Raw genomic sequence first — 23,891 nt, 5'->3', positions numbered from 1 at the left:
ACCGTCCGAAACGGACTGGTCACCGCGATGGCAGCGTCCGAAACCGCGGCATTGGCGCCGCAGCGACTCGCCGAAACGTTCGAAGAATAAAAAACGCCCGGGCGGCGATCGCGGTGTGCGATCGCCGCCCGGGCGCAACCACCGAGTTCCGGGCTCGTGCCGGTCGTGGTGGGGGAAACTGCTAGCGCCTTCGCCGCCGGGAAATGGTCACCGGCTCGCGGTCAGGCGACTCGATGCCGTGCGGCGGCGGAGCCGGATCGAACCAGCTTCCGGCGCTCCAGCTCGGTGGTTCCCCCGAAGATCCCGTTGCCGAGACCGTTGTCGAGAGCATAGGAAAGGCATTCCGCGCGGACCGGGCAGCGCGCGCAGACCGCCTTGGCCTTCGCGACCTGCTGCGCCCCCGGACCCATGTCGGAAATCGGGAAGAACAGTTCCGGGTCCTCGTCCTGGCACGCCGCGCGGGCGAGCCAGCTGGTGGCCGTGAGTTCCATTGTTGCTTTTCACCTCCTGTCCTCAGTGTCGAACCGTGGTCAACCGAGTTCTCCGCGCGCACGGGCGCACCATGCCTTCGGAGGATGTTCGGTGGGCTTTTCGGCCGAACCGCCCCGGGCCGCGAAGGACCCGCCGGACGACCGGCTTTCCAAGTTACCACCGATCACCGCCGGCGCGCGGAATTTCGATTCAGCTCACATCGCGGACTCGGTTGCCGCCGGACGTGCTACGGCCCCCGCGCCGGTCGTTCCACGCTCCCGCGCAGCCCGGGATTTCCTTTTCCGCGCACCGTTTCCCCCTTCCGCAGCGGCCGCGGGCGAACGGCCCGTCCCAGCCAGGTACCCGCCAGCGCCGGACCTAACCACATTTCCGTGATCGGATCGTTACATCCCACGGGCGCGTCACCGCACCTGTTCGACAAGTCCGCGATCGGGAGGGGGTGCGCGTGGCGGGGTTCGACGGCTTTTTCCGGGGCGATTTCCCTCGCCTCGTGGCGTTCCTGTGCGCGGGCGGGCTCGGGCCGGGCGCGGCGCGCGAGGTGGCGGTGGAGGCGTTCGTCCAGGAAACCGGGGCGTGGCCGCCGCCGGGCGACCCGCGCGTGGCGGTGCGGCTGACCGCCGCGCGGCTCGCCGCCGAGCAGGCGTGGTTCGACGGCGGGGCCCCGGCCGAGGACCCGCCGGGCGACCGGCTGGCCGCGGCCGTGGAGCGGAACGCGCGCGGGGTCGAACTGCTTTCGACGCTGCCGGAGACCCAGCGCACGGTGCTGACCTGGGCGCTCGACGGGTTCTCGCCCGCCGCGATCGCCTCGGCGCTCGGCATGGCGGGCACCACGGTCCGCTCGAATCTGCGGCACGCCCGGGAACGGCTGAAACACCGGCTCGGCCTCGCCGGGCGCGAGGAGGCCCTGATGACCGCATTGCGCGAAGCCGAATCCGCACTGGTCAACGCGCTGCGCTCGGCGCTCGACGTCGAAGAGGCGTTGACCCGGGTGAAAACCGAGGCGAGCGCGCTGGCCGCGCCGCGGGTCCCGGCCGGCCGGTTCGGCTTCGACGGCCCGGTGCGCGCCGCGGTCGACGGCGATCCGGAGGCGGCGCGGGACCTGCTCGCCGCGGTGCAGCCGCTGATCGTGCGCTACTGCCGGGCCCGGCTGGGCGGCGCGGACTCGTATTCGTCGGCCGACGACGTGGCGCAGGAAGTCTGCCTGGCGCTGCTGAACGCGCTGCCCGGCTACCGGAACCAGGGGCGGCCGTTCCTCGCGTTCGTTTACGGGATCGCGCAGCACAAGGTGGCGGACGCGCACCGAGCGCACGCGCGCGACCGGACCGAGCCGGTGGCCGAACTGCCCGAGGCGGTCGATCTCGCCGACGGGCCGGAGGAACGGGCGCTGCGCAGCGAACTGAACCGGCAGCTGGCCCGGCTGCTGCAGCTGCTGCCGGAACGACAGCGGGAAATCGTGTTGCTGCGCGTAGTAGTCGGGCTTTCCGCCGAGGAAGCCGCCGAGGCAGTCAGCTCCACCCCGGGTGCGGTCCGGGTCGCGCAACACCGCGCGCTGCTGCGGCTTCGCTCAGTCCTCGAACGCCGGCGCTGACCCGATCCGCGCCACCACGAACTCCGCCAACGTCGCCACCGGCCCCTCGCTGGCATCCCTCGACAGCAGAACGAAATCCACGGCACCCGGGTCCGGAAGACCGAGTTCGGCGGGCAATTCGACCAGATCGGACGGCACCAGGCTCCGCGCGTGCACGGTGATCCCGAGTCCCGCGGCCGCCGCCGCGCGCAGGCCGGTCAGGCTCGAGGTCTGGCAGGCCGCGCGCCATTCCATCCCGGCGCGCTCCAGCGTTTCCACCGCCAGCTGCCGCGTGACCGACGGCATCGGGTACTGCACCAGCGGCACCGGATGGCCGGGCGCGAGTTCCGTCGCCGCCGAGCCGATCCACACCAGCGGTTCGCGGCGCAGCAGCCGTCCCGGGCCGGGCGCGCCCGGGCGGCGTTTGCCGAGCACCAGGTCTAGGCGCCCGTCGGCGATCCGGCGGGCGAGCACATCGGACAGTTCCACGTGCAGTTCGACGTCCACCAGCGGATGGCTTTTCCGCAGCCGCCGCAGGATTTCCGGCAGCTCGCCGAGCGCGAAGTCCTCCGACACCCCGAACCGGACCCGCCCGCGCACCTGCGCGCCGCGGAAATGCCGGGCCGCGCGGTCCTCGGTGTCCACAATGGTCTGCGCGAACCCGAGCATCGCCTGCCCGCGCGCGGTCAGGTCGACCGCGTGCGTGTCGCGCGCGAACAGCAGCCCGCCGGCTTCGGACTCGAGCCGCCGGACGTGCTGGCTGACTGTGGGCTGCCCCACGCCCAAGCGCCTCGCCGCCGCGGTGAAGCTGCGGGTTTCCGCCACGGCAAGGAAAGAACGGCACAACCGGGGATCCAGCATGCGGGCCATGTTATCGGTAATCGCAATGACAGTCAGTACGGTCATCGGGGTTCCGAATGACCGTCGGCGGCGGGAGAATGGCCGGGAAAGGAGTTCCACCGTGCTCGCTTCGTTCGCCCGCCCCGTCTCGGCCGTGCTCGCCAAGCTGCGGATCGACCCGTTCATCGCCCTGATCCTCGTCACCGTCGGCATCGCCTCGCTGCTGCCCGCCTCCGGCGCGGCCGCCGCCGGGTTCGGCGCGGCGACCAAGATCGCGGTCGGACTGCTGTTCTTCCTTTACGGCGCGCGGCTTTCCGGCCAGGAAGCGGTCGAGGGCATGCGGCACTGGCGGTTGCACGTCACCGTGCTCTGCGCCACTTTCGTGCTTTTCCCGCTCTTGGGGCTCGCCGCGTCGTTCCTCTCCCCCGGGCTGCTGACCTCGCCGCTGTACACCGGCGTGCTGTTCCTCTGCCTGCTGCCCTCGACGGTGCAGTCGTCGATCGCGTTCACTTCGATCGCGAAGGGCAACGTCGCGGCGGCGATCTGCAGCGCGTCGCTGTCCAACCTGCTCGGCATCGTGCTGACGCCGCTGCTCGTCGCGCTGCTGCTCGCCACCGACGGCCCGGGCGTGAGCGGTTCGGCGGTGCTGGACATCGTGCTGCAGCTGCTCGTGCCGTTCGTGGCCGGGCAGCTGGCCCGCCGCTGGATCGGCGGCTGGGTGCAGCGGCATTCCGCGCCGCTGAAGATCGTCGACCGCGGTTCGATCCTGCTGGTGGTCTACACCGCGTTCAGCGAGGGGATGACCGAGGGCATCTGGCACCAGCTGGAGATCGGCCCGCTGCTGGTCCTGGTCGCGGTCTGCGGCGTCCTGCTGGCGGCCGTGCTCGGCGCGACGAGCGGCGGCGCGCGGCTGCTCGGCTTCGACCGCGCGGACCGGATCACGATCATGTTCTGCGGTTCGAAGAAGAGCCTCGCGAGCGGCCTGCCGATGGCGACGGTGCTGTTCGGGCACGCCGAGGTCGGGCTGATCGTGCTGCCGCTGATGCTGTTCCACCAGATTCAGCTGATCGTGTGCGCGGCGATGGCGCGCCGGTACGCCCGGCAGGCGGCCGCGCGGGAGCCGGGCGAACTGGCGGCGGTCGGCTGACCAGGGGCGCGGGCCTCGACCGGGCGGCCCGGGACAACCGCCCGGGCTGACCGTCGCGAACACGGGCTACTCGCGCGTCCCGATCGCCTCCACCGGCCGGGCGCGCAGCGCGAACTTCGCCGGCAGCAGCACCGACGCGGCGCCCACCAGCGCGGTCGCGGCGACGATCCCGAGGTACAGCAACGGCGGGATGCTCGGGATCGGCGACCCGGTGAGGCCGAGGCTGACCGTCGCCAGCGGGATCAGCGGGACCGCCGATCCCACCGCCACCGCGATCAGCACCACCGTCAGCGCCTCGATGCGCAGCACCTTCAACACCTGGTCCCGCGTCATCCCGACCAGCCGCAGCAGCGCGAACTCCCGGGTGCGGGCCAGCGTCGTCATCACCAGCGTGTTCGCGACCGCGAGCGCGAGGTAGGCGAAGACGAGCACCAACGGCAACGCGCTGCTCAGCGCCGAAGCGGTCGCCGCGTCGCGTTGTTCTTCGGACAGGCCTGCCTTGGCGGACACGGTCAATCCCGGGTACTTCGCGGACAGGCCCGCCAAGACTGGTTCCAGGTCCGTCCCGGAGCGGGCCCGGACGAGGATCTGCTGGTTCAGCTGCCGGTTGCTGTGCGCGAGCACGTCCTCGTGCGCCAGGGTGACGTCGCCGAAACCCATGCCGCGCTGGTAAATCGCGACCACGGCCGGGGTCGCGGCGGAGCCGTCCGGCAAGGTCAGCTTGATCTGGTCGCCGACTTTGCCGCCGAGGGTGCTCGCCGCGCCGGCGCTCAACGCGACCTTTCCCGGGGCCAGATCGGCGAGATCGCCTGAGGAGACAGCCAGATCCATCGTCTTGGCCGCGTTGTCGACGGTGATGCCCTGCGCCGGGAACTCGAAGATCTCCGGCGAATCGAGCACCTTCGTCGAGGCGAACACCTGCACCCGCACCACCCCGGTCGCGGCCTCCGCACCGGGCAGCGCGGCCGCGTCCCGGACCGCGTCGTCCGGCAAGCCGCCCGCCGCGCCGGTGAGCGTGTACTGCGCGGTGCTCCCCTCGGCGGCCTGGTCGGCGGCCGCGGCGGCGAGGGTCGTCGGAATGAACAGCTGCACGCAGGCGAAGCCGATCCCGAGCACCAGCGGGCCGATCCCGGCGGCCAGGCGGCGTGCGTTCGCGCGGGTGTTGGCGGCGGCGAGGAAGCCGTATTCCTTGAACCGCCGGGTGATCGGCTTGGCCAGCAGCCGCGTCGCGAACGCCGCCACCGGTGGCGCCAGCAGCAGGAGCGCGATGATCATCAGCAGCCCGCCGCTGCCCGCGCCTGCCACGGCGAAAACGCCGGAGAAGAACACCGGCAGCAGCGACGCGGCCAAGCCGAGGAGCAACAGCAGCACCCCGAGCGTCCGGCGGCCGCCGCTGATTCCCGGTGGTTCGACGGCGGCGTCGCTCAATGCTTCGACCGGGCGCACCGACGAGGCTTTCCACGCCACCGCGAAGGTCGCGATCTGCGCCGTCGCCACCCCGGCGAGCACCGCCACCAGCATCGGCAGAATTCCCACGGAGAAAGAGAAATCGCTCGGCACGACTCCGATCAGGACGAGCGCGCCACGCAACAGCTGTGCGGCGAGGATGCCGGGCAGGCATCCGATCGCCGACGCGACGACCGACAGCACCAGCGCTTCCGCGGCGAGCATTTTCCAGATCTGGCGCGGAGTAGCCGCGATCGCGCGCAGCACGGCCAATTCGCGGCGACGCTGATGGACGCTCAACGCGAGAGTGCTGGCCACGACCAGAATTGCGATCAGCAGCACCGTGCCGCCGAGCGAACCCGCGATCTCCCGCAAAGTGCCGCTCGCCGAGGCGACATCGGGGTTTTCGACGCGGCTCCGGTCGTCTCCGGTGGCCACCTCCGCTTCGGAGCCCAGCGCGGCGGCCAGCCGGTCGGCGAGCTCGCCGGGATCGACGCCAGGCCGGGGAAACACCCCGACGGCGTCCACCCGGTCTCCGCGCCCGGCCAAGCTTTCCGCTTCCGCGTCGGAAAAGAACACCGCGGGAGTGCGGATTTCTCCGTCCACACCGGACAGTCTGGCCACGCCGACGACCCGGTATCCGGCGGCGGCTCTGGTCGTCTGGATCCGGACCGCGGCTCCGGCGTCCTTGGCCAATCCGGCGTCCAGCACCACTTCGCCCGGCCGCCGCGGTTCGCGGCCTTCGACGAGGTCGAACGGACCCAGCCGGGCGCTCGACCACGGATGCCCGGCCGGAGCGCGGTCGCCCGGGCCCAGCACCGCGGGGAAGCTCACGTCCGGCACCACTGAGCCGACGCCCTCGGTCCCGGCGATCTTCCGCACCGTCTCGCGGGTCAGCGGCGCCGGTTCCTTGAGCGGTTTCGATTTGGTCTTGCCGTTTTCCCTTGCCTCGAACGATTTCGCACCGCCGACGACCACCGGGACCCCGGCGTACCGCTGCGGCGGCACCCCGCCGTCCACGCCGGACTGCAGGAGAATGCCGAACGCGGTGACCAGCATGGCCGCGCCGAGCAGAGCGACGAACGCGCCGGCGAAACCGGAAGCGCGCCCGCGCAGCGTTTTGACCGCCAGTTCGAGCATCGCTCACCACTCCCCGAGCGTGGTCATCCGCTCGGCCACGCGGTCCGGAGCGGGTTCGGCCATCTCGTCGGCGAGCGCGCCGTCGGCGAGGAAGACCACCCGGTGCGCGTACGACGCGGCCACCGGGTCGTGCGTCACCATGATCACCGTCTGGCCGGTCTCGTCCACGAGCTGCCGCAGCAGTTCGAGCACCTGGCGGCCGGTCCGGGTGTCGAGCGCGCCGGTCGGCTCGTCGGCGAACACCACCTGCGGCCGCGGCGCGAGCGCGCGGGCGATCGCCACCCGCTGCTGCTGGCCGCCGGACAGCTGGGCCGGGCGCCGGTCCAGCCGCCCGGCCAGTCCGACGCGCCGGACGACCTCGTCCAGCCAGTCCTGGTCGGGCGCCAGCCCGGCCATCCGCATCGGGAGCGCGAGATTGTCCGCGACGGTCAGCGACGCCAGCAGGTTGTAGGCCTGGAAGACGAAGCCGACGCGCTCGCGCCGCAGCACGGTCAGCCCGGTCTCGTCCAGCTCGGCCAGGTCCGTGCCGCCGAGCAGCACCGTGCCGGCGGTCGGCCGGTCGAGCCCGGCGGCGCAGTGCAGGAAGGTGCTCTTGCCCGCGCCGGACGGGCCCATCACCGCGGTGAACGACCCCCGGCCGAACCGGACGGTCAGGTCGCGCAGCGCGGTCACCTCGCCCGCGCCGGAACCGTAGGTCTTGCGCACCGACCGCAGCGACACCACGTCGTCCGGCGGCGCTCCGGTCTCTGCCGGTGCCGGGCGTTGCCGTTTCTCGCGTGCCACTTCGTCCTCCGGGTGCTTGTGCTTTTCCCGGACGCTACGGACGCGGAAACCCGCCGGACAGCCCGTATCCTGCAGATCGCGGGTGCAGAAAACTGCACCCGCCGGGACGGATCTTCGGCAGGGGGACGGATGGCGGCGGCGCCCGCGTTCAGCGTGCGGGACTACCTCGCCGGGTTCGGGGTTTCCTTCCGGTACCTCGCGGTCGGCGCCGCGGCCGGGCTCGGCGGCCTGCTGCTCTTCTGGCTGACCGCGGGCAGCCTCGTGCTGAGCGTCGCCGGGATCGGGCTGCCGCTGCTGGTCCTGCTCGTGCCGGTGTTGCGCCGGTTCGCCCGGGCGCAGCGGAAACGGGTCGAACGGCTGCTGGGCACTCCGGTCGGCGAGAAGTACGCGGAGCCCCGTTCGCCGCTCGGGGTGCTCAAAGACCGCGCGGTCTGGAAGGACCTGGCGTTCCTCGCGGCCAACACCGTCGTCGGCACGCCGCTGTGCTTGGTCGGCCTGAGCCTGCTGTCCGGCGCGCTCTGCTGGGGCACCGCGCCGATCTGGTGGACCCTCCTGCCGCCCGCCGCGCACCTGACGTTCCGGCCGGTCACCAGCTGGGCCCAGGCGTTCGGCGCGACCGGCATCGGCCTGGCGTACGCGACCGGACTGCTCCTCCTCGTGCCGCTGCTGGCGCGCGGGCACGCGATGCTGGCCCGGGCCTTCCTGCGCCCGCCGCGCGGCAGCAAGCAAACCCGCCGGATCGAAGAGCTGACCGTCAGCCGGGCCGAAGCCCTCGAAGCGCACGGCGCGGAGCTGCGCCGGATCGAGCGGGACCTGCACGACGGCACCCAGGCCGGGCTCGTCGCCATCTCGCTCCGGCTCGGGCTGATCAAGCACGCCCTGCAGCACCAGCCGGACACCGCGCTCCGCCTGGTCGACGACGCACAGGAACTGACCGAGCATTCGCTGGCCGCGCTGCGCACGATCGTCCGCGGGATCTATCCCCCGCTGCTGACCGACCGCGGTCTGGCCGGCGCGGTGCAGGCGCTCGCGGCGAGCGGCGCGGTCCCGGTCGAGGTCGACGTCTCGGGCACCGGACCGGCCCCGGCCGCAGTGGAGGCGGCGGCCTACTTCGTGGTCGCCGAAGCGCTGACGAACGTCGCCAAGCACAGCGGGGCCGGCCGGGCGTGGATTACGCTCGGCATCGACCGGGAAAGGATCAGGATCACTGTGCGGGACAACGGGAAGGGCGGCGCCGCGGAGAACTTCGGCACCGGGCTGGCCGGGATCCGGCGGCGCGTCGCGGCCTTCGACGGCAGCTTCGAGCTGAGCAGCCCCGAAGGCGGCCCGACGGTGCTGCGGGCGGAGCTGCCGTGCGCGTCGTGATCGCCGACGACAACGCGTTCATCCGCGAGGGCCTGGCGTTGCTGCTGTCCACGGTCGGCCACGAGGTGTGCGCCGTGCTGGAGCGGGGGCCGGACGTGCTGCCCGCATTGCTGGAGCACCGGCCCGACATCGCGGTGCTGGACGTCCGCCTGCCGCCGGGGTTCACCGACGAGGGGCTGCGGGCGGCGGCCGCGGCGCGCGCGGAAATCCCCGGTCTGCCGGTGCTGATGCTGTCGCAGTACGTCGAGCACGCCTACGCGGCCGAGCTGCTGGCCAACGGCGCGTCCGGCGTCGGCTACCTGCTGAAGGACCGGGTCGGGCGGATCGAGGAATTCCGCGAGGCGATGGACCGGGTCGCGGCGGGCGGGACCGCGATGGACCCGGAGGTCATCTCGCAGCTGATGGCGCGCCGGCTCGCCGCGAACGCGCTCGACGTGCTCAGCCCCCGCGAACGCGAGGTGCTCGCGCTGATGGCCGAGGGCTACGGCAACGGCGCGATCGCCGAGAAGCTGTTCATCGCGGAAACCTCGGTGAACAAGCACGTCGGCAACATTTTCGCGCGGCTCGGGCTGTCCGCGGGCACCGGCGACCACCGGCGGGTGCGGGCCGTGCTCGCGTATCTCAACGCCTGACCCGCGGCGCCCGGGGCGGAAAACCAGTGGAGCCGCGCCCGCGTCCGCGGCTACTGTCGCCCGGCCAGTGTCAGCAAGGCAAGGACGTGCCGTTGTACCTCGCGTGAGACATCCCAAGCTCTGACCTCGTAGCGCGCCGCGGTCGTGCGTCGCGCTTCTTCGTGCTGCGGAATTCTCACTGGATCGGGGTACTCCCGTGCTCTATCACTGGACAGTCCTGCCCACTCGCCTGCCGCTCGTCCGGCGGCGCTGCCATGCGTGCCCGGCGCAGCGGTTTCGGGCCGACGGCAAGTTCCGGGTCAACGCCAACCACAAACTCGTCGACGCCTGGCTCCTCGTGCTCTGCACCGGGTGCGGGGAAACGGCGAAACTCACCGTGTTCGAACGGGCGAAGGTGCGCTCGGTCCGCCCGGCACTGCTGGATCGCTTGCACCACAACGATCCTGGCCTCGCCGCCGAACTGCTTCAGGACCCAGTCCTGCGAAGGCGCAACCGCGTCGCGCTCGACTGGGACGGCGCCTGGCGGCTCGACACGGGTGGTCTGGACCACCTGGGCCAGGACGCGATCGACGTGTCGGTCGGCTTCGCGGCCCGCATCCCGGTCCGGCCGGTGCGGCTGATCGCCGAGGGCTGCCGCCTGGCCCGGGCCGAGGTGGAGCGGCTGCTCGCCGAGGGGAAGGTCGTGTCGGGGGTCCGGCTGAGCGGCAAGCTCTCCGGCGACTTCTCCTTCACGCTCAAGCACTGAACGCCGTGCGGGGAACCCTGAGGATTCCCTCGGGGGTTCCCCGCACGGCCAGTCGCGGCTTCCGTCCACAGAGGACTCCGCAAGTCCACTCCCGACTTCCGCTCGCATGAGCGCGAACCGCGAACCCGGGCACACCGCGGTGCCTGAACGGGCAATCGTGCGTAACCGGCTCCCGCGGGAAACGTTGCCGCGCCCGGAGACCCCCGGGTGGCGGAGCGGCTTGCCCCGCCGTCCGCGCACTGGTGTCCAGAAGGGAACAACGCGGCGACAACCCGTAGACCGGCGCTTACCGTAAGTCCGCAGTCTCCCCGTGCTCTGTCGTATCGGCCGAACGAAGGGCATCCGCGGCGACGTCGGCGGCCTGGCATGCCAGTCCGTCATATCCGGAGAACCCGACCAGAGGAGAAAGCATGGCTTCGCAGGACGGCGCCCGCGTCGACACCAGCGTCATGCGCAAGGGCGCGCAGACGATCAGCGACACCGGGCAGAACATCACCGGCGTGAACCAGAAGGTCGACGGCACCATGCAGACGCTGTTCGGCACCTGGCGGTCGGACTCGGCGAACGTGTTCAACACCGCGATGGGCCAGTTCGACCAGACGGTCCGCAAGATCGTGCAGAAGCTGGACGAGCTCGCGCAGAACGTGCAGATCTCGGCGAGCGAGTACGACAGCCGGGACTCGGACAACACCTCCACCGCGCACAACGCGGCCGCGGTCATCGGCGGCGGCGGCCTGCAGGGCTTCTGATCCCCTTCCTTCCCACGAAAGGACCTCTCCCATGGCTTTGGGCCAGTTCCAGATCAGCTTCGCGACCATGCAGGACACCGTCGGGCAGGCGAAGCAGCAGTCCAACCAGATCACCGAGCTGCTGGACCAGATGAAGGCGGTCATCGAGGGCCAGCGCGAAAACTGGACCGGCGTCGCGGCGGACATGTTCCACGAGACCTACACCTACTGCCACCAGGCCGCCCTCACGCTGCCGCAGGCGCTCGACGCCGCCGCGCAGACCCTCGCCAACATCAACGAGGGCACCTCGAACACCGAGGGCAACAACGCCAAGCGGTTCGCCGCGAACTGAGGCCGCCGCTTCGGCGCGACTGACCCAGAAAGGAGGGCGACGGCCATGGTTTCGTTGGGCGACACCGATTACGGGATGCACAACGACACGTCGAACAAGCACCAGACGACGTCGGAGGACGGCAAGTTCCACAGCCCGGGCGACCAGACGCCGCCGGACGTGACCAACGAGTGGATCCCGCCGGGCGACGTCGGCAAGCCGCCGCCGGTGCCGGGCGGTTCCGAGCATCCGGGCAAGGGCGTCACCGCGGTCAACACCGAGGCGATGCGCACGTTCGCGAAGAACATGCAGGCGCTCGCGGACGGGCCGCTGAAGGATCTTCCGGCGAAACTCGACGGGATCCAGCTCAAGCCCGGCGTGTTCCTGACGGCGCAGGAGAAGATCGTCAAGCCGATCCAGGGCACGAACGCGCTGCGGGACACCACCCGCACCGCGATCCACGACCTCTGCAAGGCGCTCGACGAGGTGGCGGACGCGGTGAACAAGGCCTCGAAGGCGTACGACAGCGCCGACGAGGTCAACAAGATGTCGGCCGACGACTACAACCAGTATTTCAACACCGTCAGCGGCCACATCACCGGCGCCGGTCAGAAACCCTGACCGGTTCGGGCGGCGGTCTTTCCGGGTTTCTCCCGGGTCTCTCAGGTGCGAAGCGATCGAGGGAAGATGGCGGACGACAACACCAACGGGTTCACCTCGGACGACAACGGGGTCTGGCCGGACACCACGAAGACCGGCAACCAGAACACCACTGGTGACCCGTCGAAGGATTTCGACGGCCTGACGTGGAAGCAGATCGAAGCGGCGGTGCTCGGCGGCGGTTCGCTGTCGGGCGGCCAGGACAACCGGGACAAGGCCTACGGCAACGTCAACTGGCAGTCGCTTCAGGACGCGGCCGGGGTGTTTCAGGAGACGCAGCAGAACCTCGAGATGGTCGCCCAGTCCATTCAGGACCAGACCGCCGCCCTCGCCGGGCCGAACGGGCCGTGGAAGGGCGACGCCGCGACGAAGTTCAAGGACATGATGACCGCGCTGGGCAACAAGTTCTCCGATCTGGCGGACCGGATCGGCGACGGCGGCGGGTCGAACAACGTGCCGACGAACCTCGTCAATTCCGCGGCCTACCTCAAGTGGGCGCAGGACACGATCCGCTACATCGACAGCTACTACGCCAGCCAGGTCCTCGCCCAGGGCAGCAAATACCACCTCAGCGACGGGCGCGCGTACATCTCGCAGTTCCCCGAGGCCGTCGAGATGATGACCAACGACATGCGCAAGGTGGCCGGCCAGCTCGCGCAGAAGTACAACACCGTGCACGTCAACGCGGGCAGGACGACCCCGCCGCCCACGCCCGGCGGCGGCGACGGCAACACGCCCCCGCCGCCTCCGCCACCGCCGCCTCCGCCACCGCCGCCCACGCCCCCGCCGCCGGTGACGCCTCCCCCGCCGCCGCCGGTTTCTCCCCCGCCGGTTTCCCCGCCGCCGTCCCCGGCGACGCAGCCGCCGCCTGCCCCGGAACCGCCGCCGGTGTCCCCGCCGCCGGGCGGTGGCGACGGCGCGCCCCCGCCGCCTCCGGTGAACCAGGCCGTGCTCCCGCCGCCTCCGGGAGGCGGAAACGGTCCCGGCGGAAGCGAGGTGCCGCCGCCGCTGACGAACGCCGCCGTGCCGCCCCCGCCGGGCGACGTGAACGGTCCCGGCGGCGACGGCGCCCCGCCGCCGATCAACGCTGCCTCCGTTCCGCCGCCGCCGAACGGGAACGCGGTGAAGCCGCCGTCCGTTCCCGCGCCCCCGGGCGACCGCACCGGCGGGGGGAAGAGCGTGAAGTCCCCGCAGATTCCGCCGCCGCCGGGCGATTCACCGGAAGGGAACAACCTCAAGTCGCCGTCGATCCCGCCCCCGCCCGGCGCCTCGGGCAACAACCTGGGCGGGCAGGTCGACCCGCCTTCGATTCCCGCTCCGCCGGGTGATTTGGGCGGGCACGTCAACCCGCCCTCAATTCCTGCCCCACCGGGTGATTTGGGCGGGCACGTCAACCCGCCTTCAATTCCTGCCCCGCCGGGAGACTTGGGCGGGCACGTAAGCCCGCCCTCGATCCCCGCTCCTCCGGGCGACTTGGGCGGGCACGTAAGCCCGCCCTCGATCCCCGCCCCACCGGGCGGTTCGGGCGGGCAGGTCAACCCGCCCACGATCCCCGCCCCACCGGGCGGTTCGGGCGGGCACGTGAATCCGCCTTCGATCCCGGCGCCTCCGGGAGATTCCGGCGGAAACCTGGCGAACAACGCGCTCGACCCGGCGCATCTCCCGCCGGGCCTGAACACCCCGCCGGGCAACCAGACGCCGGGCGGCGGCGGCATCCCGATGATGCCGCCGGGAGGCATGGGCGGCGGCGGTGGGCTGAACCCGCCGTCCGCGGAACGCCCGGACTCCTCCGGCCTGCTCGGCAACATCAAAAAACCGTGGCTGAGCCCACCGCCGGACGGCATCGGCAACCCCGACTCGCACGGCGACACGCCCCCGCTCAGCTCAGCCAAGTGGGCCCCGCCGCCCGGCGCGAGCGGCGGGCCCGGAGACGGCGTCGGCGGCCCTGGCGAAAGCGGCCCGGGCGCGATCAAGGGCCTGGGCGAGAGCGACCTGCCGAAGCTGCCGGATCCGATCGGCGACCACGAGCAACAGCAACTCCCGGGTGCCGGTACCCCACCGATGGTGCCTCCCGGTGGCATGGGCAGCGGCCTGAACACGCCCGCCGCCGAACGACCGGACTCCTCCGGACTCCTCGGCAACATCAAAAAACCCTGGGTGAGCCCACCGCCGGACGGCATCGGCAACCCCGACACACACGGAGACACCCCGCCCCTGCACTCCGCCGAATGGGCCCCGCCCCCAGCGGGCAACGACGGTCCGGGTGCTGGAGAACCGGCCGGACCAGGGGTCGACGGCCTCGGCGAGAGCGACCTTCCGAAACCGCCGGACCCCGTCGCCAACCAAAACCACGAACAACAGCAACTCCCCGGCGCCGGAACCCCACCCATGGTTCCGCCAGGCGGCATGGGCAGCGCCCTGAACACCCCCGCCGCCGAACGACCGGACTCCTCCGGCCTGCTCGGCAACATCAAAAAGCCCTGGGTGAGCCCGCCACCGGACGGCATCGGCAACCCCGACACACACGGAGACACCCCGCCACTGCACTCCGCCGAATGGGCCCCGCCACCGGCAGGCGTCGGTGGTCCGGGCGCGAAGGACCTCGGCGAGAGCGCCCTTCCGAAACTTCCGGACGCCCTCGGAAACCATGAACAACAGCTCCCGCCTCCGGGCACCCCGCCGATGATGCCGCCGGGCGGCAACGGCGGCCTGAACCCGCCCGCCGCCGAACGACCCGACTCCGCCGGATTGCTCGGCAACGTCCAAGAACCGTGGACTGCCAGCATGCCGATCGGCGTCGGAAACCCCACCGCCCAAGGCGAAACCCCGCCCAGCACCGCAACTGGCTGGGCACAAAACCAAGAGCCCCAAGGCCCCAGCATGCCCATGGCTCCGCCAGCAAGCACCGGAGGCGCAACGAACACACCCGCCGAACGACCCGACTCGGCCGGGCTTCTCGGTGACGTCCGAGAACCGTGGACCGCAAGCACGCCGATCGGCGGCGGAAACCCCAACGCCCAAGGCGAAACCCCGCCAAGCACCGCAACCGGCTGGGCCAAAGACCACCAGGCCCAGGAACCCGGCACCGAAGGCACCACGGCGAACACCCCCGCCGACCGCCCCGACTCCGCCGGACTGCTCGGCAACATCCAAGAACCCTGGACCGCAAGCACACCCATCGGCATCGGAAACGCCCAAGCCGAAACCCCGCCGAGCACCCCAGCCAACTGGACCCCGCAGCCACCAGCAGCGCTGGTCCCGCCCGGCGCCGCAGGCACCGCGGCGAACACCCCCGCCGACCGCCCCGACTCCGCCGGGCTGCTCGGCAACGTCCGGGAACCCTGGGCAACGAACACCCCAGCCGACTCCGGACTCCCCAACGAGCAAGGCGAAACCCCGCCCGCCAGCCCAGCCCCATGGTCCACTGTGGACTCCCAGCAGAAGGCGGCCCCGCAGCGGGGCGAAGACCGTCCGGAAAGGACAGTCACCCCGAACACCGGCCGGGAAACCCCCGACGACGGGATCGTCCGGATCGCCGTGGTGCAGCCTCTCGACACCGAGGACACCTCGGCCTGGGACGTAGGCACCGACGATTTCCTCCCCGCCCTCCTGCCAGTCACCGCCCAGGCCGAAGACCGGAAGCAGGAAATCACCACCGACCACGTCCAACGCACCGACGCGCCCTGGCGCCCCGACGAGACCCCCTCGCTCGGCACCTACCAGCGGGTCCGCGGCGGTCCGGCCGAGATCCTCCCGGACGAGCTGCCCACCTGCGGCGACGCGCCGGAACCGCAGGAGCCCGAGGCCGACACCGCGGAAGACGAGGCCGAGGAAGAAGAGGAACGCACCATGGCCGATCTGCTCCGGCAGGACGATTCGGCCCGGGGCGAGCCCGTGCGCCGCGGGACGCCGGGGGTGCTCGAATGAGCACGGAGACCGTCAAGCGGGGACCGCGCGCGGCAGGTCCGGAAATGCCCGAGGGGCAGGAAGAACTGCAGGAACCGCCCGTCATGGCGGAGCCGGCGGCGCGCGATTTCAACTCGCTGCTGATGATGCTGCCGATGGCCATCGGGTCGCTGGTGATGGTGCTGGCGTTCTCCGGAGTCGCGGGCAGTTCGCCGTTCACCTACGTGATCGGCGGCGGCATGGGCGTGTCCATGATCGCGATGAGCCTCGGGCAGCTGTCCCGCGCGGCCGCCGAGCGCAAGCGCAAGATGCAGGCCGAGCGGCGGGACTACCTGCGCTACCTCGGGCAGGTCCGGGAGCGGGCGCGTTCGACCGCCGAGGACCAGCGGCACGCGGTGGCCTGGAACAACCCCGCCCCGGATTCGCTGTGGTCGCTCGCGATGGGGCCGCGGCTGTGGGAGCGCCGGATCAGCCACGAGGACTTCGCACGAGTTCGGATCGGACTGGGCACGCAGCAGTCGGCGCTGGAGCTGGTGCCGCCGGTGACCAAGCCGATCGAGGACCTCGAACCGCTGTCGGCGATCTCGCTGCGCCGGTTCACCGAGACCTACCGCACGCTGTCCGGCATCCCGATCGCGGTGGGCCTGCGCAGCTTCACCAGCATCGAGTTCGACGGCGATCCGGACGCGGCCGTCGCGCTGGTCCGGGCGATGCTCGCGCAGCTGGTCGCCTTCCATTCGCCGGACGAACTGCGGCTGGCGGTGCTCACCACGGAGGCCGCGCAGGCGCAGTGGGACTGGGTGAAGTGGCTGCCGCACAACAACCATCCGACCCTGCGCGACGCGGCGGGCCCGCTGCGGCTGCTGGCCGCCGACCACGACGAGCTGATGGACCTCCTCGGCCCGGACGTGGCCGACCGCGACGACCACGACAAGGCCGTCGGGCCGACGACGACCGAACCGTTCGTAGTGGTCGTCGCGCACCTGGCGACGATCCCGGAGTCCTCGCGGCTGGTCGGCGCGGGCCTGCGCAACGTGGTGCTCCTCGACGTCACCGGCGCGCTTCCCGGCGGTCCCAAGGTGCTGCGGCTGACCGCAAAGGACGAGCTGGTCGAGTTCCCGGCGGGCAGCGGGGCCGGTTCGGCGGCCCGGGACGAGCTTTCGGTCACCCAGGCCGAAGGGCTCGCCCGGCTGCTCGCGCCGAAACGCACCAGCGGCACCCTGGAGATCGCCGACCAGCCGCTGGAAAGCGACTTCGGCCTGACCGCGCTGCTCGGCATCAAGGACGTGCACACCTTCGACGTCCCGGCCCAGTGGCGGCCGCGGATGGCGCAGCGGGCCCGGATGTCGGTGCCGATCGGCGTCACCGAAGACGGCGAGATCGTCGAACTGGACCTGAAGGAATCCGCGCAGGGCGGCATGGGCCCGCACGGGATGCTGATCGGCGCGACCGGGTCGGGCAAGTCGGAGCTGCTGCGCACGCTCGTGCTCGGGCTCGCCGCGACGCATTCGTCGGAGATCCTCAACTTCGTCCTCGTGGACTTCAAGGGCGGCGCGACGTTCCTCGGCATGGACCGGCTTCCGCACACCTCGGCGACGATCACCAACCTCGCCGACGAACTGCCGCTGGTCGACCGCATGCAGGACTCGCTCAACGGCGAAATGGTGCGGCGGCAGGAACAACTGCGCGCCAGCGGCTACCCGTCGCTGTACGAATACGAAAAGGCGCGCGCGGCCGGCGAGCAGCTGGCCCCGATGCCGACGCTGTTCCTGGTCGTGGACGAGTTCTCCGAACTGCTGAGCGCGAAGCCGGAGTTCATGGAGCTGTTCGTCTCCGTCGGACGGCTGGGCCGCAGCCTCGGCGTGCACCTGCTGCTCGCCTCGCAGCGGCTCGACGAGGGCCGCATCCACCGCGTCGAAGGCCATCTGTCGTACCGGATCGCGCTGCGCACCTTCTCCTCGATGGAGTCCCGCAGCGTGATCGGCGCGGGCAGCGCCTACGAACTGCCGCCGGAACCGGGCAACGGCTACCTGAAGATCGACACCACGAACCTGGTGCGGTTCAAGGCCGCTTACGTCTCCGGCCCGGTCCCCGCGGGCAACGGCGACAACTCCGCGGTGGCCGCGGCGAGGGCCAGCCGGGAGGTCGTCCCGTTCCGCACCGAGGCCCACCCGGCGAAGCTGATCATCCGCGACGACGAACCGGAACCGGCCGGGAAACCTTCCGACGCGGACGCTCTGGAAGCCGCCGTGCCGGGCGGCCCGACGCTCGCCGACGCGTTCATCGACCGGCTGACCGGCGCGGGCCCGGCCGCGCGCCAGGTGTGGCTGCCGCCGCTGGCCGAATCGCCGAGCCTCGACTCGCTGCTGCCGAGCGTGCTGCCGGACCCGGAGCGCGGGATGGCGGTGCAGGACCCGGCGCACTGGGGCAGGCTCCGGGTGCCGATGGGGATGATCGACCGGCCGTTCGAGCAGGTGCGCGAGCTGCTGACGGCGGACCTGTCGTCGGCGGCCGGGCACGTCGCGGTGGTCGGCGGGCCGAAGACCGGCAAGTCGACTTTGCTGCGCACGCTCGTGCTGGCGCTGGCGATGACGCACACCCCGAAGGAGGTCCAGTTCTACGGGCTGGACTTCGGCGGCGGCGGGATCATGTCGCTGTCCGGGCTGCCGCACGTCGGATCGGTGGCCACCCGGCTCGAACGCGACCGCGTCGTCCGGACCATCGAGGAAATCTCGCAGGTCATGGAGGGCCGCGAGACGCTGTTCTCCGAGCACGGCATCGAATCCATGGACGCCTACCGCGCGCTGCGCCGCAGCGGCCGGATCGAGGACCCGTTCGGCGACGTCTTCCTGGTGGTCGACGGCTGGTACAGCCTCAAGAACGACTACAGCGAGCTGGAGCAGAAGATCGGCGAGCTGGCCTCGCGCGGGCTGTCCTTCGGCGTGCACGTGGCGATCGGCGCGACCCGCTGGTCGGAGATCCGGCCGTACCTGCGCGACCTGCTGCAGACCCGGTTCGAACTGCGGCTGGGCGACCCGATGGAGTCGGAAATCGGCTCCCGCAAAGCGAAAACCGTGCCGAACCAGCCGGGCCGCGGCCTGACCCCGGACGGCCTGCACTTCCTCGCCGGCCTGCCGCGGATGGACGGCAGCGGGAACACCGAGGACCTCGCCGCGGCAACCAAGGCGGTCGCCGAAGAGGTCCGCCTCTTCTGGCCGGGCGCCCCGGCTCCGGCAGTGCGGCTGCTTCCCGCGAAACTGCCGATGGCGCAGCTGCCCGCGCCGGACGGCGACCTGCGGGTCGCGCTCGGCCAGGACGAGCAGCGGCTGCTGCCGGTGTGGCACGACTTCGCCGCCACTCCGCACCTGCTCGCCTTCGGCGACAACGAAACCGGCAAGACCAACCTGCTGCGGGTCGTCCTGCGCTCGGTGCTCAACCGCTACTCGCCGAGCGAGGCGAAGATCGTGCTGGCCGACCCGAGCCGCCAGCTGGACGCCGAAGTGCCCGAGGCGTACCGCGTCGGGTACGCGACCACCACCGAGGCGCTGCAGGAACTGGCGCGGCAGGCCGGCGTTTCGCTCACCCCGCGGGTGCCGGACCAGACCATCACCGCGGACCGGCTCAAGCGCCGCGACTGGTGGACCGGCCCCCGGCTGTTCTTCGTGGTCGACGACTACCAGCTGCTCACCAGCGGCATGGGCTCGCCGCTGGAACCGCTGTTGTCGTTGCTGTCGCAGGGTTCCTACATCGGCTTCCACCTGATCCTCAGCCGCAGCACGTCCGGCGCGATGCGCGCGCTGAGCGACTCCGTGGTCCGCCGGATCTGGGAGCTGGGCAGCCCGGGCGTGGTCTTCTCCTATCCCAAGGAGGAGGGCAAGTTCCTCGGCGAGGCGGCCCCGCGGCAGCTGCCCGCCGGGCGCGCGCAGCTGGTGACCCGCCGCGGCGTGAAGCTCGTGCAGACCGCGATCGCGGAAGACGACCGGACCGGCGAGGGCTGGTCCCCGCTCGCGACGACCGAAAGGGGCGTGCGATGACCGCGTCGACCGGCGAACTGTGCCGGATCACCGTGTACGGGCCGCAGGGCCGGGCGGACCTGGCGGTGCCGATGTCCGTCCCGCTGACCAGCCTGCTGCCGGTGCTGCTGGAGCACACCGGCGGCCGCGAGGACCTCGGCGAGGCCTGGGTGCTGCAGCGGCTCGGCGAGGAACCGCTCGACGCGTCCGGCACTCCGGAGTCGCTGGACTGGAAGGAGGGCGAGGAATTCCACCTGCGCCCTCGCACTGATCCGCTGCCGGAACTGGATTTCGACGACATCGCGGACGGCATGGCCACCGCGGTGAGCCGCCACCCCGGCCGCTGGCGCCCCGAGTTCAACCGCGGCCTGTTCCTCGGGTTCGCGATCTTCTCCCTCGCGGTGCTGGCCAGGGTGCTGCTCTACCCGGGTTCGGCCGGGCTGACCGCGATCGGCGGCGGCGTGGTGTCGCTCGGGCTGCTCGTCGCGGCCGTGGCGACCGGGGTGCGTTCGGAGGACAAAGCGCTGCTGACGCTGCTCGGGCTCGGCGGCTGCGGGTTCGCCTTCCTCGCCGGCGCGGTCGCGGCGGCCGGGCTCGATCCCGCGTTCGACCTCCAAGGCACGCCGATCCTGACCGGCTGCCTGACCTTCGCGCTGGCCGGCGGACTCGTGCTCGGCGGGCGGGCCGCCTGGTCGCCCGCGATCCCGTTCGTGCCGTTCGGCGCGGTGGTCGCGACCGGGCTGGGCGGGGCCCTGTCGCTGTGGCTGCACCTCGGCGCCGGGTTCACCACCGAGCAGGCGGCCGGGCTGGTGTCGTTCGTGCTGGTCGGGCTGATGGTGTTCGCGCCGCGGATCGGCATCCGGTTCGCCCGCATCCGCGGCCCGCAGCTGCCGCGTTCGGCCGGGGAGCTGCAGTACGACATCGAGCCGATGCCGGCCGCGCGGATGGTGCGCCAGACCGGGTACGCCGACGGCTACCTCACCATCGCCTGTCTCGCCGCCGCCGCGATCTTCACCGGCTGCTTCCCGTTCCTGATCGGGCACGGGCTGTTCCCGGCCATCCTCGGCGGGCTGGTTTCCGCGGCGGTGCTGATGCGGTCGCGGGCGCTGCTCGGCGCGTGGCAGCGGGTTCCGCTCGCGGTCGCCGGCGCGCTCGGACTCGTGCTGCTCGGGCTGTCGCTGATCCAGCCGCTGCCCACGGCGTGGCGCGGCGCCTGCGCGGCCGGGCTGTGCCTGGTGTTCTTCCTGCTCCTGCTGGCGATGCTGCGCCCGCCGCCGCGGCGGCTCCTGCCGATCTGGGGGCATCTGGCGAACTGGCTGGAAACGCTGAGCGCGGTGGCGATGGTCCCGATCCTGCTGCAGTTGTTCGGCGTCTACGCGTGGGCCGTCGGGCTCACCGGATGAGCGAAGGAGAGGTGCACTGGTGCAGACGCAGAAGGACCACGTCGAGGCGTATTCGTTCCTGATCGGGCGGATGACCTCGGCACTGGTGCTCGGCGACGCGAGCCACCTCGACGTGCCCGCCCGGCGGGCCTGGGTCGGGCTGCTGGTCGGGCTCGTGCTCGGCCTGCTGATCGCGGTCGGGTTCTTCGTGTACGGGCTGATCGCGCACCACACCGGCGGGGCGGCGCCCGCCGCCGGCCGCCACGCCTGAGCGGAAGGAGGGCAGCCATGGAACTCTCGCTGATCCGGCGCGGCGACAGCGCACTGGAGAAGAAGACCGTGGGCAACGCGCTGGTCGTGCATCTCGCCGAGGGGATGACCGGCGAGGCGCAGTCGCTCGCGCTCGGCGTCGCGGCCGACCCCGAGCACGACCTGGTCGTGGTGGACTTGCCGGTGGACTCGCCGATCGCGATGTGGGAATCGGTGGCCAAGGCGCTCCCCCGGCGCCGCCGCGGGGTGCGGCTGGTGATCGGCGGCCGTTCGCGCGAGACCACCGCGCTGGCCGGGCAGTGGCTGGCCGAGCGGATCAACCGCCCGGTGCTCGCGCCGGACGGTTCGGTGATCCCGAGCGCGGGCGGCGCGCTGTTCGTCCACGCCGGACGCGGCGGCGGCTGGGTGCGCTTCCGGCCGGGCCGCCCGCCGGCCTGGGAGGCGAAGCGGTTCCCGCGCCCGGCTTGGGATTCCGGGATCGCCGCCGAGCTGACGCCGACGAGTTCGCGCGGCGTCGCCGAACCTCTCCCGGGCGGCCTGTGGATCCGCCCGGTCGGGTTCGACGCTCCGCAGCGGCACCACCGCCGCGCGCTGATCTCCCGGATGCCCGCGCAGCACGACACCATGACGATCGTGCTGGGCTGCCCCGGCTGCCCGCCGCTGGCCCTGGACGACGCGGCCCGGCTGTGGGTGCAGCTTCCGGACAAGGTGGCGGCCAAGGCGCGGTTCGTGCAGTACGGCCCGATGTCGGTGCCCGGCGAGGCCTCGACCGGGCAGGCGCTGGCCGATCTGCTCGGCAAGCCGGTCGCGTTCTACGCGGGCGTGCCGGTCGGTTCGCCGCAGCTGCCGACCCTGCGCACCGTGCTGCCCGACGGACGGTTCGGCTGGCGTCCGTTCGCCGCCGAACTCGGCTACGAACCGCGCTCGGGCGACGAAACGCCGTTGCCGCACCTGCTTTCGCACCGTCCGCCGGTCCACGGGCTCGACCAGATCTCGCCCGCGGTGTACTGGTACTCGCCGGACGCGGTGGTGGAGGTCGTGCAGTCGGGCCTGCTGGTGCGTCCGCCGCAGGACGGTCCGTCGACGGCCGCGGTTCGCGAGATCGCGCTCGACGCCGCGGTGCACAACCTCGCCTTCGACGCGGCGGACGAGGGCTCGGCGGCGCGGATGCGGTTGCTGGCCGAGGATCTGCTGGCCCGGCTGGACGAGGAGACTCGCCGGATGAGCCGGGTGCTGCCCGCTGCCGCGCTGCTCGCCGAACGTGCGCGGCCGCGAGCGGCGGCTCGGGCGCTGGACGCGATCGAGTCCGGGAATCCGGCGCCGGCCGCGGCCGCGGCTCCTCCGCCGGCGTACCTGCCCGCGGCTCCGGCGGCACTGGGGATCGCCGCGCCGACGGAGGTTCCCGGGGCGATCGCCGCTCCCGCTCCGGCTCCCGCGCCGGTGAAGACCGAAACTCCGGCCGCTTCGCCGGTCAAGGCGCCGGCAGCTCCTCCGGCCGCTTCGCCGGTCAAAGTGTCGGCAGCTCCTCCGGCGGCGAAGCCGATCACGCACCTCGCTCCGGCCGAGGTCGCCCCGGCCAAGCCGGTCGAACCGCCGGTCGCCGCACCCGAGAAGCCGCCGGCCGCGCTGCGGTTCCAGGAGACCCCCAGCGCGGAAGCGACCGCCCTGCTGCCCCAGCGCGGGGCGGACAAGGAACGCCAGTGGCTGCGCAAATCGCTCGGTGCGGAATACGGCCTGATGTCGAACACCGTCGCGCGGATCCTGTCCGAGCACCCGGGATTCCAGGGCGTGCTGTCGACCTCGTCCTCGGCCGAGGTGCTGACCGACGCGGTGGCCGTGCAGCTTTACCTGTCCCCCAAGGGATCGACGATCGACGCCGGACTGCGGCGCGGCGCGAACGGCCCGCACGTGCCGGTCGCGCGGTGCGTCGTGGCCGGGCTGAGCAGGCTGCCCTCGCATCGCGGTCCGGCGACGTTCGCCGCCGCGCTGCCGCCGTCCGCGTGGCCGCTGCTGGACGGGCGGAAAGTGCTGACCGAATGGGGTTTCCTCAACGCGCTGACCCAGCCTTCGTCCACTGTGGACGGCGAGACGGACGTGCTGGTGTGGTCGATCACCGGGCGGCGCACCAAATTGCTGGAACCGGCCGAGGGCGGCGTCGAAAACCGCGTGCTGTTCGTGCCCGGCACCAGTTTCAAGGTGCTGGAAACGCGCGAACCGGCGCCGGGCTCGCGCGGCGCGGTGCTGCTGCGGGAGCTGACCGCGAGCGAGATCGACGAGACCGGCCGGGTGGCGAACGACCGGGCGGCGCTGGACGAGCTGGCGGTCGACTCGCTCCGGCAGACGCTGCGGACGTGGGCGGAAGCGGGCGAGGACCTGGTCCGGACCGTGATGGACGAGCAGGCGGCGGAGCGGTTCGGGGCGCTCCCCGGCCTGGCGTGAGTGCG

General features: G+C 71.9%; 17 protein-coding genes. 13 read left to right on the top strand and 4 right to left on the bottom strand.

Annotation, left to right across the window (positions count from 1 at the left end):
* Positions 1–221: 221 nt before the first annotated feature.
* The gene (locus F9C11_RS22445) at positions 222–491 is read right to left on the bottom strand and encodes a WhiB family transcriptional regulator (RefSeq protein WP_009080567.1); all 270 of its coding nucleotides are present in this window, start codon (positions 489–491) and stop codon (positions 222–224) included.
* Positions 492–937: 446 nt separating this feature from the next.
* Here F9C11_RS22445 and shbA point away from each other — a divergent pair, with 446 nt between their 5' ends.
* A complete protein-coding gene (gene shbA, locus F9C11_RS22440; protein WP_409179320.1) occupies positions 938–2,080 on the top strand; it encodes an RNA polymerase sigma factor ShbA in 1,143 nt (380 codons plus the stop codon).
* On the opposite strand, the gene F9C11_RS22435 is transcribed toward shbA, so the two are convergent.
* Positions 2,057–2,920 carry a LysR substrate-binding domain-containing protein gene (locus F9C11_RS22435; RefSeq protein WP_409179319.1) on the bottom strand — a complete coding sequence of 288 codons (864 nt, stop codon included), beginning with the start codon at positions 2,918–2,920 and terminating at the stop codon, positions 2,057–2,059. The genes shbA and F9C11_RS22435 overlap by 24 nt on opposite strands.
* A gap of 100 nt (positions 2,921–3,020) precedes the next feature.
* Between F9C11_RS22435 and F9C11_RS22430 the strand changes: the two genes are divergently transcribed.
* Positions 3,021–4,046 (top strand): bile acid:sodium symporter family protein, encoded by a 1,026-nt coding sequence (locus F9C11_RS22430; protein WP_409179318.1) that lies wholly within the window; start codon positions 3,021–3,023, stop codon positions 4,044–4,046.
* Positions 4,047–4,112: 66 nt separating this feature from the next.
* On the opposite strand, the gene F9C11_RS22425 is transcribed toward F9C11_RS22430, so the two are convergent.
* Together F9C11_RS22425 and F9C11_RS22420 are read right to left on the bottom strand one after the other, a co-directional pair.
* Positions 4,113–6,632, bottom strand: coding sequence for an ABC transporter permease (locus F9C11_RS22425; protein ID WP_409179317.1), 2,520 nt, complete (start codon positions 6,630–6,632; stop codon positions 4,113–4,115).
* 3 nt (positions 6,633–6,635) lie between these two features.
* The gene (locus tag F9C11_RS22420; protein WP_409186950.1) at positions 6,636–7,352 is read right to left on the bottom strand and encodes an ABC transporter ATP-binding protein; all 717 of its coding nucleotides are present in this window, start codon (positions 7,350–7,352) and stop codon (positions 6,636–6,638) included.
* Positions 7,353–7,544: 192 nt separating this feature from the next.
* On the opposite strand from F9C11_RS22420, the gene F9C11_RS22415 reads away from it, so the two are divergent.
* The 11 genes from F9C11_RS22415 (at position 7,545) to F9C11_RS22365 (ending at position 23,886) form a co-directional block, all read left to right on the top strand.
* A complete protein-coding gene (locus F9C11_RS22415; RefSeq protein ID WP_409179316.1) occupies positions 7,545–8,780 on the top strand; it encodes a sensor histidine kinase in 1,236 nt (411 codons plus the stop codon).
* On the top strand, positions 8,768–9,412 hold the full coding sequence (locus tag F9C11_RS22410) for a LuxR C-terminal-related transcriptional regulator (protein WP_409179315.1): 645 nt from the start codon (positions 8,768–8,770) through the stop codon (positions 9,410–9,412). Before F9C11_RS22415 ends, F9C11_RS22410 begins: the two co-directional genes overlap by 13 nt.
* A gap of 196 nt (positions 9,413–9,608) precedes the next feature.
* Complete coding sequence (locus F9C11_RS22405; RefSeq protein ID WP_409179314.1) at positions 9,609–10,157, top strand: DUF1062 domain-containing protein; 549 nt, start codon at positions 9,609–9,611, stop codon at positions 10,155–10,157.
* Between the two features lie 410 nt (positions 10,158–10,567).
* Complete coding sequence (locus tag F9C11_RS22400; RefSeq protein WP_409179313.1) at positions 10,568–10,906, top strand: WXG100 family type VII secretion target; 339 nt, start codon at positions 10,568–10,570, stop codon at positions 10,904–10,906.
* Positions 10,907–10,937: 31 nt separating this feature from the next.
* Entirely contained in the window at positions 10,938–11,237 is a 300-nt protein-coding gene (locus F9C11_RS22395; protein WP_409179312.1) for a WXG100 family type VII secretion target, read from the top strand.
* A 45-nt stretch (positions 11,238–11,282) separates the two neighbouring features.
* Positions 11,283–11,837, top strand: coding sequence for a WXG100 family type VII secretion target (locus tag F9C11_RS22390; RefSeq protein ID WP_409179311.1), 555 nt, complete (start codon positions 11,283–11,285; stop codon positions 11,835–11,837).
* Between the two features lie 66 nt (positions 11,838–11,903).
* Positions 11,904–15,803, top strand: a complete 3,900-nt coding sequence (locus F9C11_RS22385; RefSeq protein ID WP_409179310.1) for a hypothetical protein — start codon at positions 11,904–11,906, stop codon at positions 15,801–15,803.
* Positions 15,800–19,816, top strand: coding sequence for a type VII secretion protein EccCa (gene eccCa, locus F9C11_RS22380; RefSeq protein WP_409179309.1), 4,017 nt, complete (start codon positions 15,800–15,802; stop codon positions 19,814–19,816). The genes F9C11_RS22385 and eccCa overlap by 4 nt, the downstream gene beginning before the upstream one ends.
* The gene (eccD, locus tag F9C11_RS22375) at positions 19,813–21,198 is read left to right on the top strand and encodes a type VII secretion integral membrane protein EccD (RefSeq protein WP_409179308.1); all 1,386 of its coding nucleotides are present in this window, start codon (positions 19,813–19,815) and stop codon (positions 21,196–21,198) included. Before eccCa ends, eccD begins: the two co-directional genes overlap by 4 nt.
* 19 nt (positions 21,199–21,217) lie before the next feature.
* Positions 21,218–21,448, top strand: coding sequence for a type VII secretion protein EccB (locus F9C11_RS22370; protein ID WP_409179307.1), 231 nt, complete (start codon positions 21,218–21,220; stop codon positions 21,446–21,448).
* A 17-nt stretch (positions 21,449–21,465) separates the two neighbouring features.
* Positions 21,466–23,886, top strand: a complete 2,421-nt coding sequence (locus F9C11_RS22365) for a hypothetical protein (protein WP_409179306.1) — start codon at positions 21,466–21,468, stop codon at positions 23,884–23,886.
* Positions 23,887–23,891: the final 5 nt, after the last annotated feature.

The organism is Amycolatopsis sp. VS8301801F10 (assembly GCF_046195355.1).
Lineage (GTDB): Bacteria > Actinomycetota > Actinomycetes > Mycobacteriales > Pseudonocardiaceae > Amycolatopsis.
Note: the sequence above shows the minus strand (reverse complement) of the source record. Positions and strands in the feature narration are given on the sequence as shown.

Bases quoted from the DNA above. Each gene is read 5' to 3' on its own strand.
- F9C11_RS22390 (WP_409179311.1), top strand. From the start codon at position 11,283: ATGGTTTCGTTGGGCGACACCGATTACGGGATGCACAACGACACGTCG.
- F9C11_RS22445 (WP_009080567.1), bottom strand. From the start codon at position 491: ATGGAACTCACGGCCACCAGCTGGCTCGCCCGCGCGGCGTGCCAGGAC.
- F9C11_RS22395 (WP_409179312.1), top strand. From the start codon at position 10,938: ATGGCTTTGGGCCAGTTCCAGATCAGCTTCGCGACCATGCAGGACACC.
- F9C11_RS22400 (WP_409179313.1), top strand. From the start codon at position 10,568: ATGGCTTCGCAGGACGGCGCCCGCGTCGACACCAGCGTCATGCGCAAG.
- F9C11_RS22435 (WP_409179319.1), bottom strand. From the start codon at position 2,920: ATGCTGGATCCCCGGTTGTGCCGTTCTTTCCTTGCCGTGGCGGAAACC.
- eccD (WP_409179308.1), top strand. From the start codon at position 19,813: ATGACCGCGTCGACCGGCGAACTGTGCCGGATCACCGTGTACGGGCCG.
- F9C11_RS22425 (WP_409179317.1), bottom strand. From the start codon at position 6,632: ATGCTCGAACTGGCGGTCAAAACGCTGCGCGGGCGCGCTTCCGGTTTC.
- eccCa (WP_409179309.1), top strand. From the start codon at position 15,800: ATGAGCACGGAGACCGTCAAGCGGGGACCGCGCGCGGCAGGTCCGGAA.
- F9C11_RS22365 (WP_409179306.1), top strand. From the start codon at position 21,466: ATGGAACTCTCGCTGATCCGGCGCGGCGACAGCGCACTGGAGAAGAAG.
- F9C11_RS22385 (WP_409179310.1), top strand. From the start codon at position 11,904: ATGGCGGACGACAACACCAACGGGTTCACCTCGGACGACAACGGGGTC.
- F9C11_RS22415 (WP_409179316.1), top strand. From the start codon at position 7,545: ATGGCGGCGGCGCCCGCGTTCAGCGTGCGGGACTACCTCGCCGGGTTC.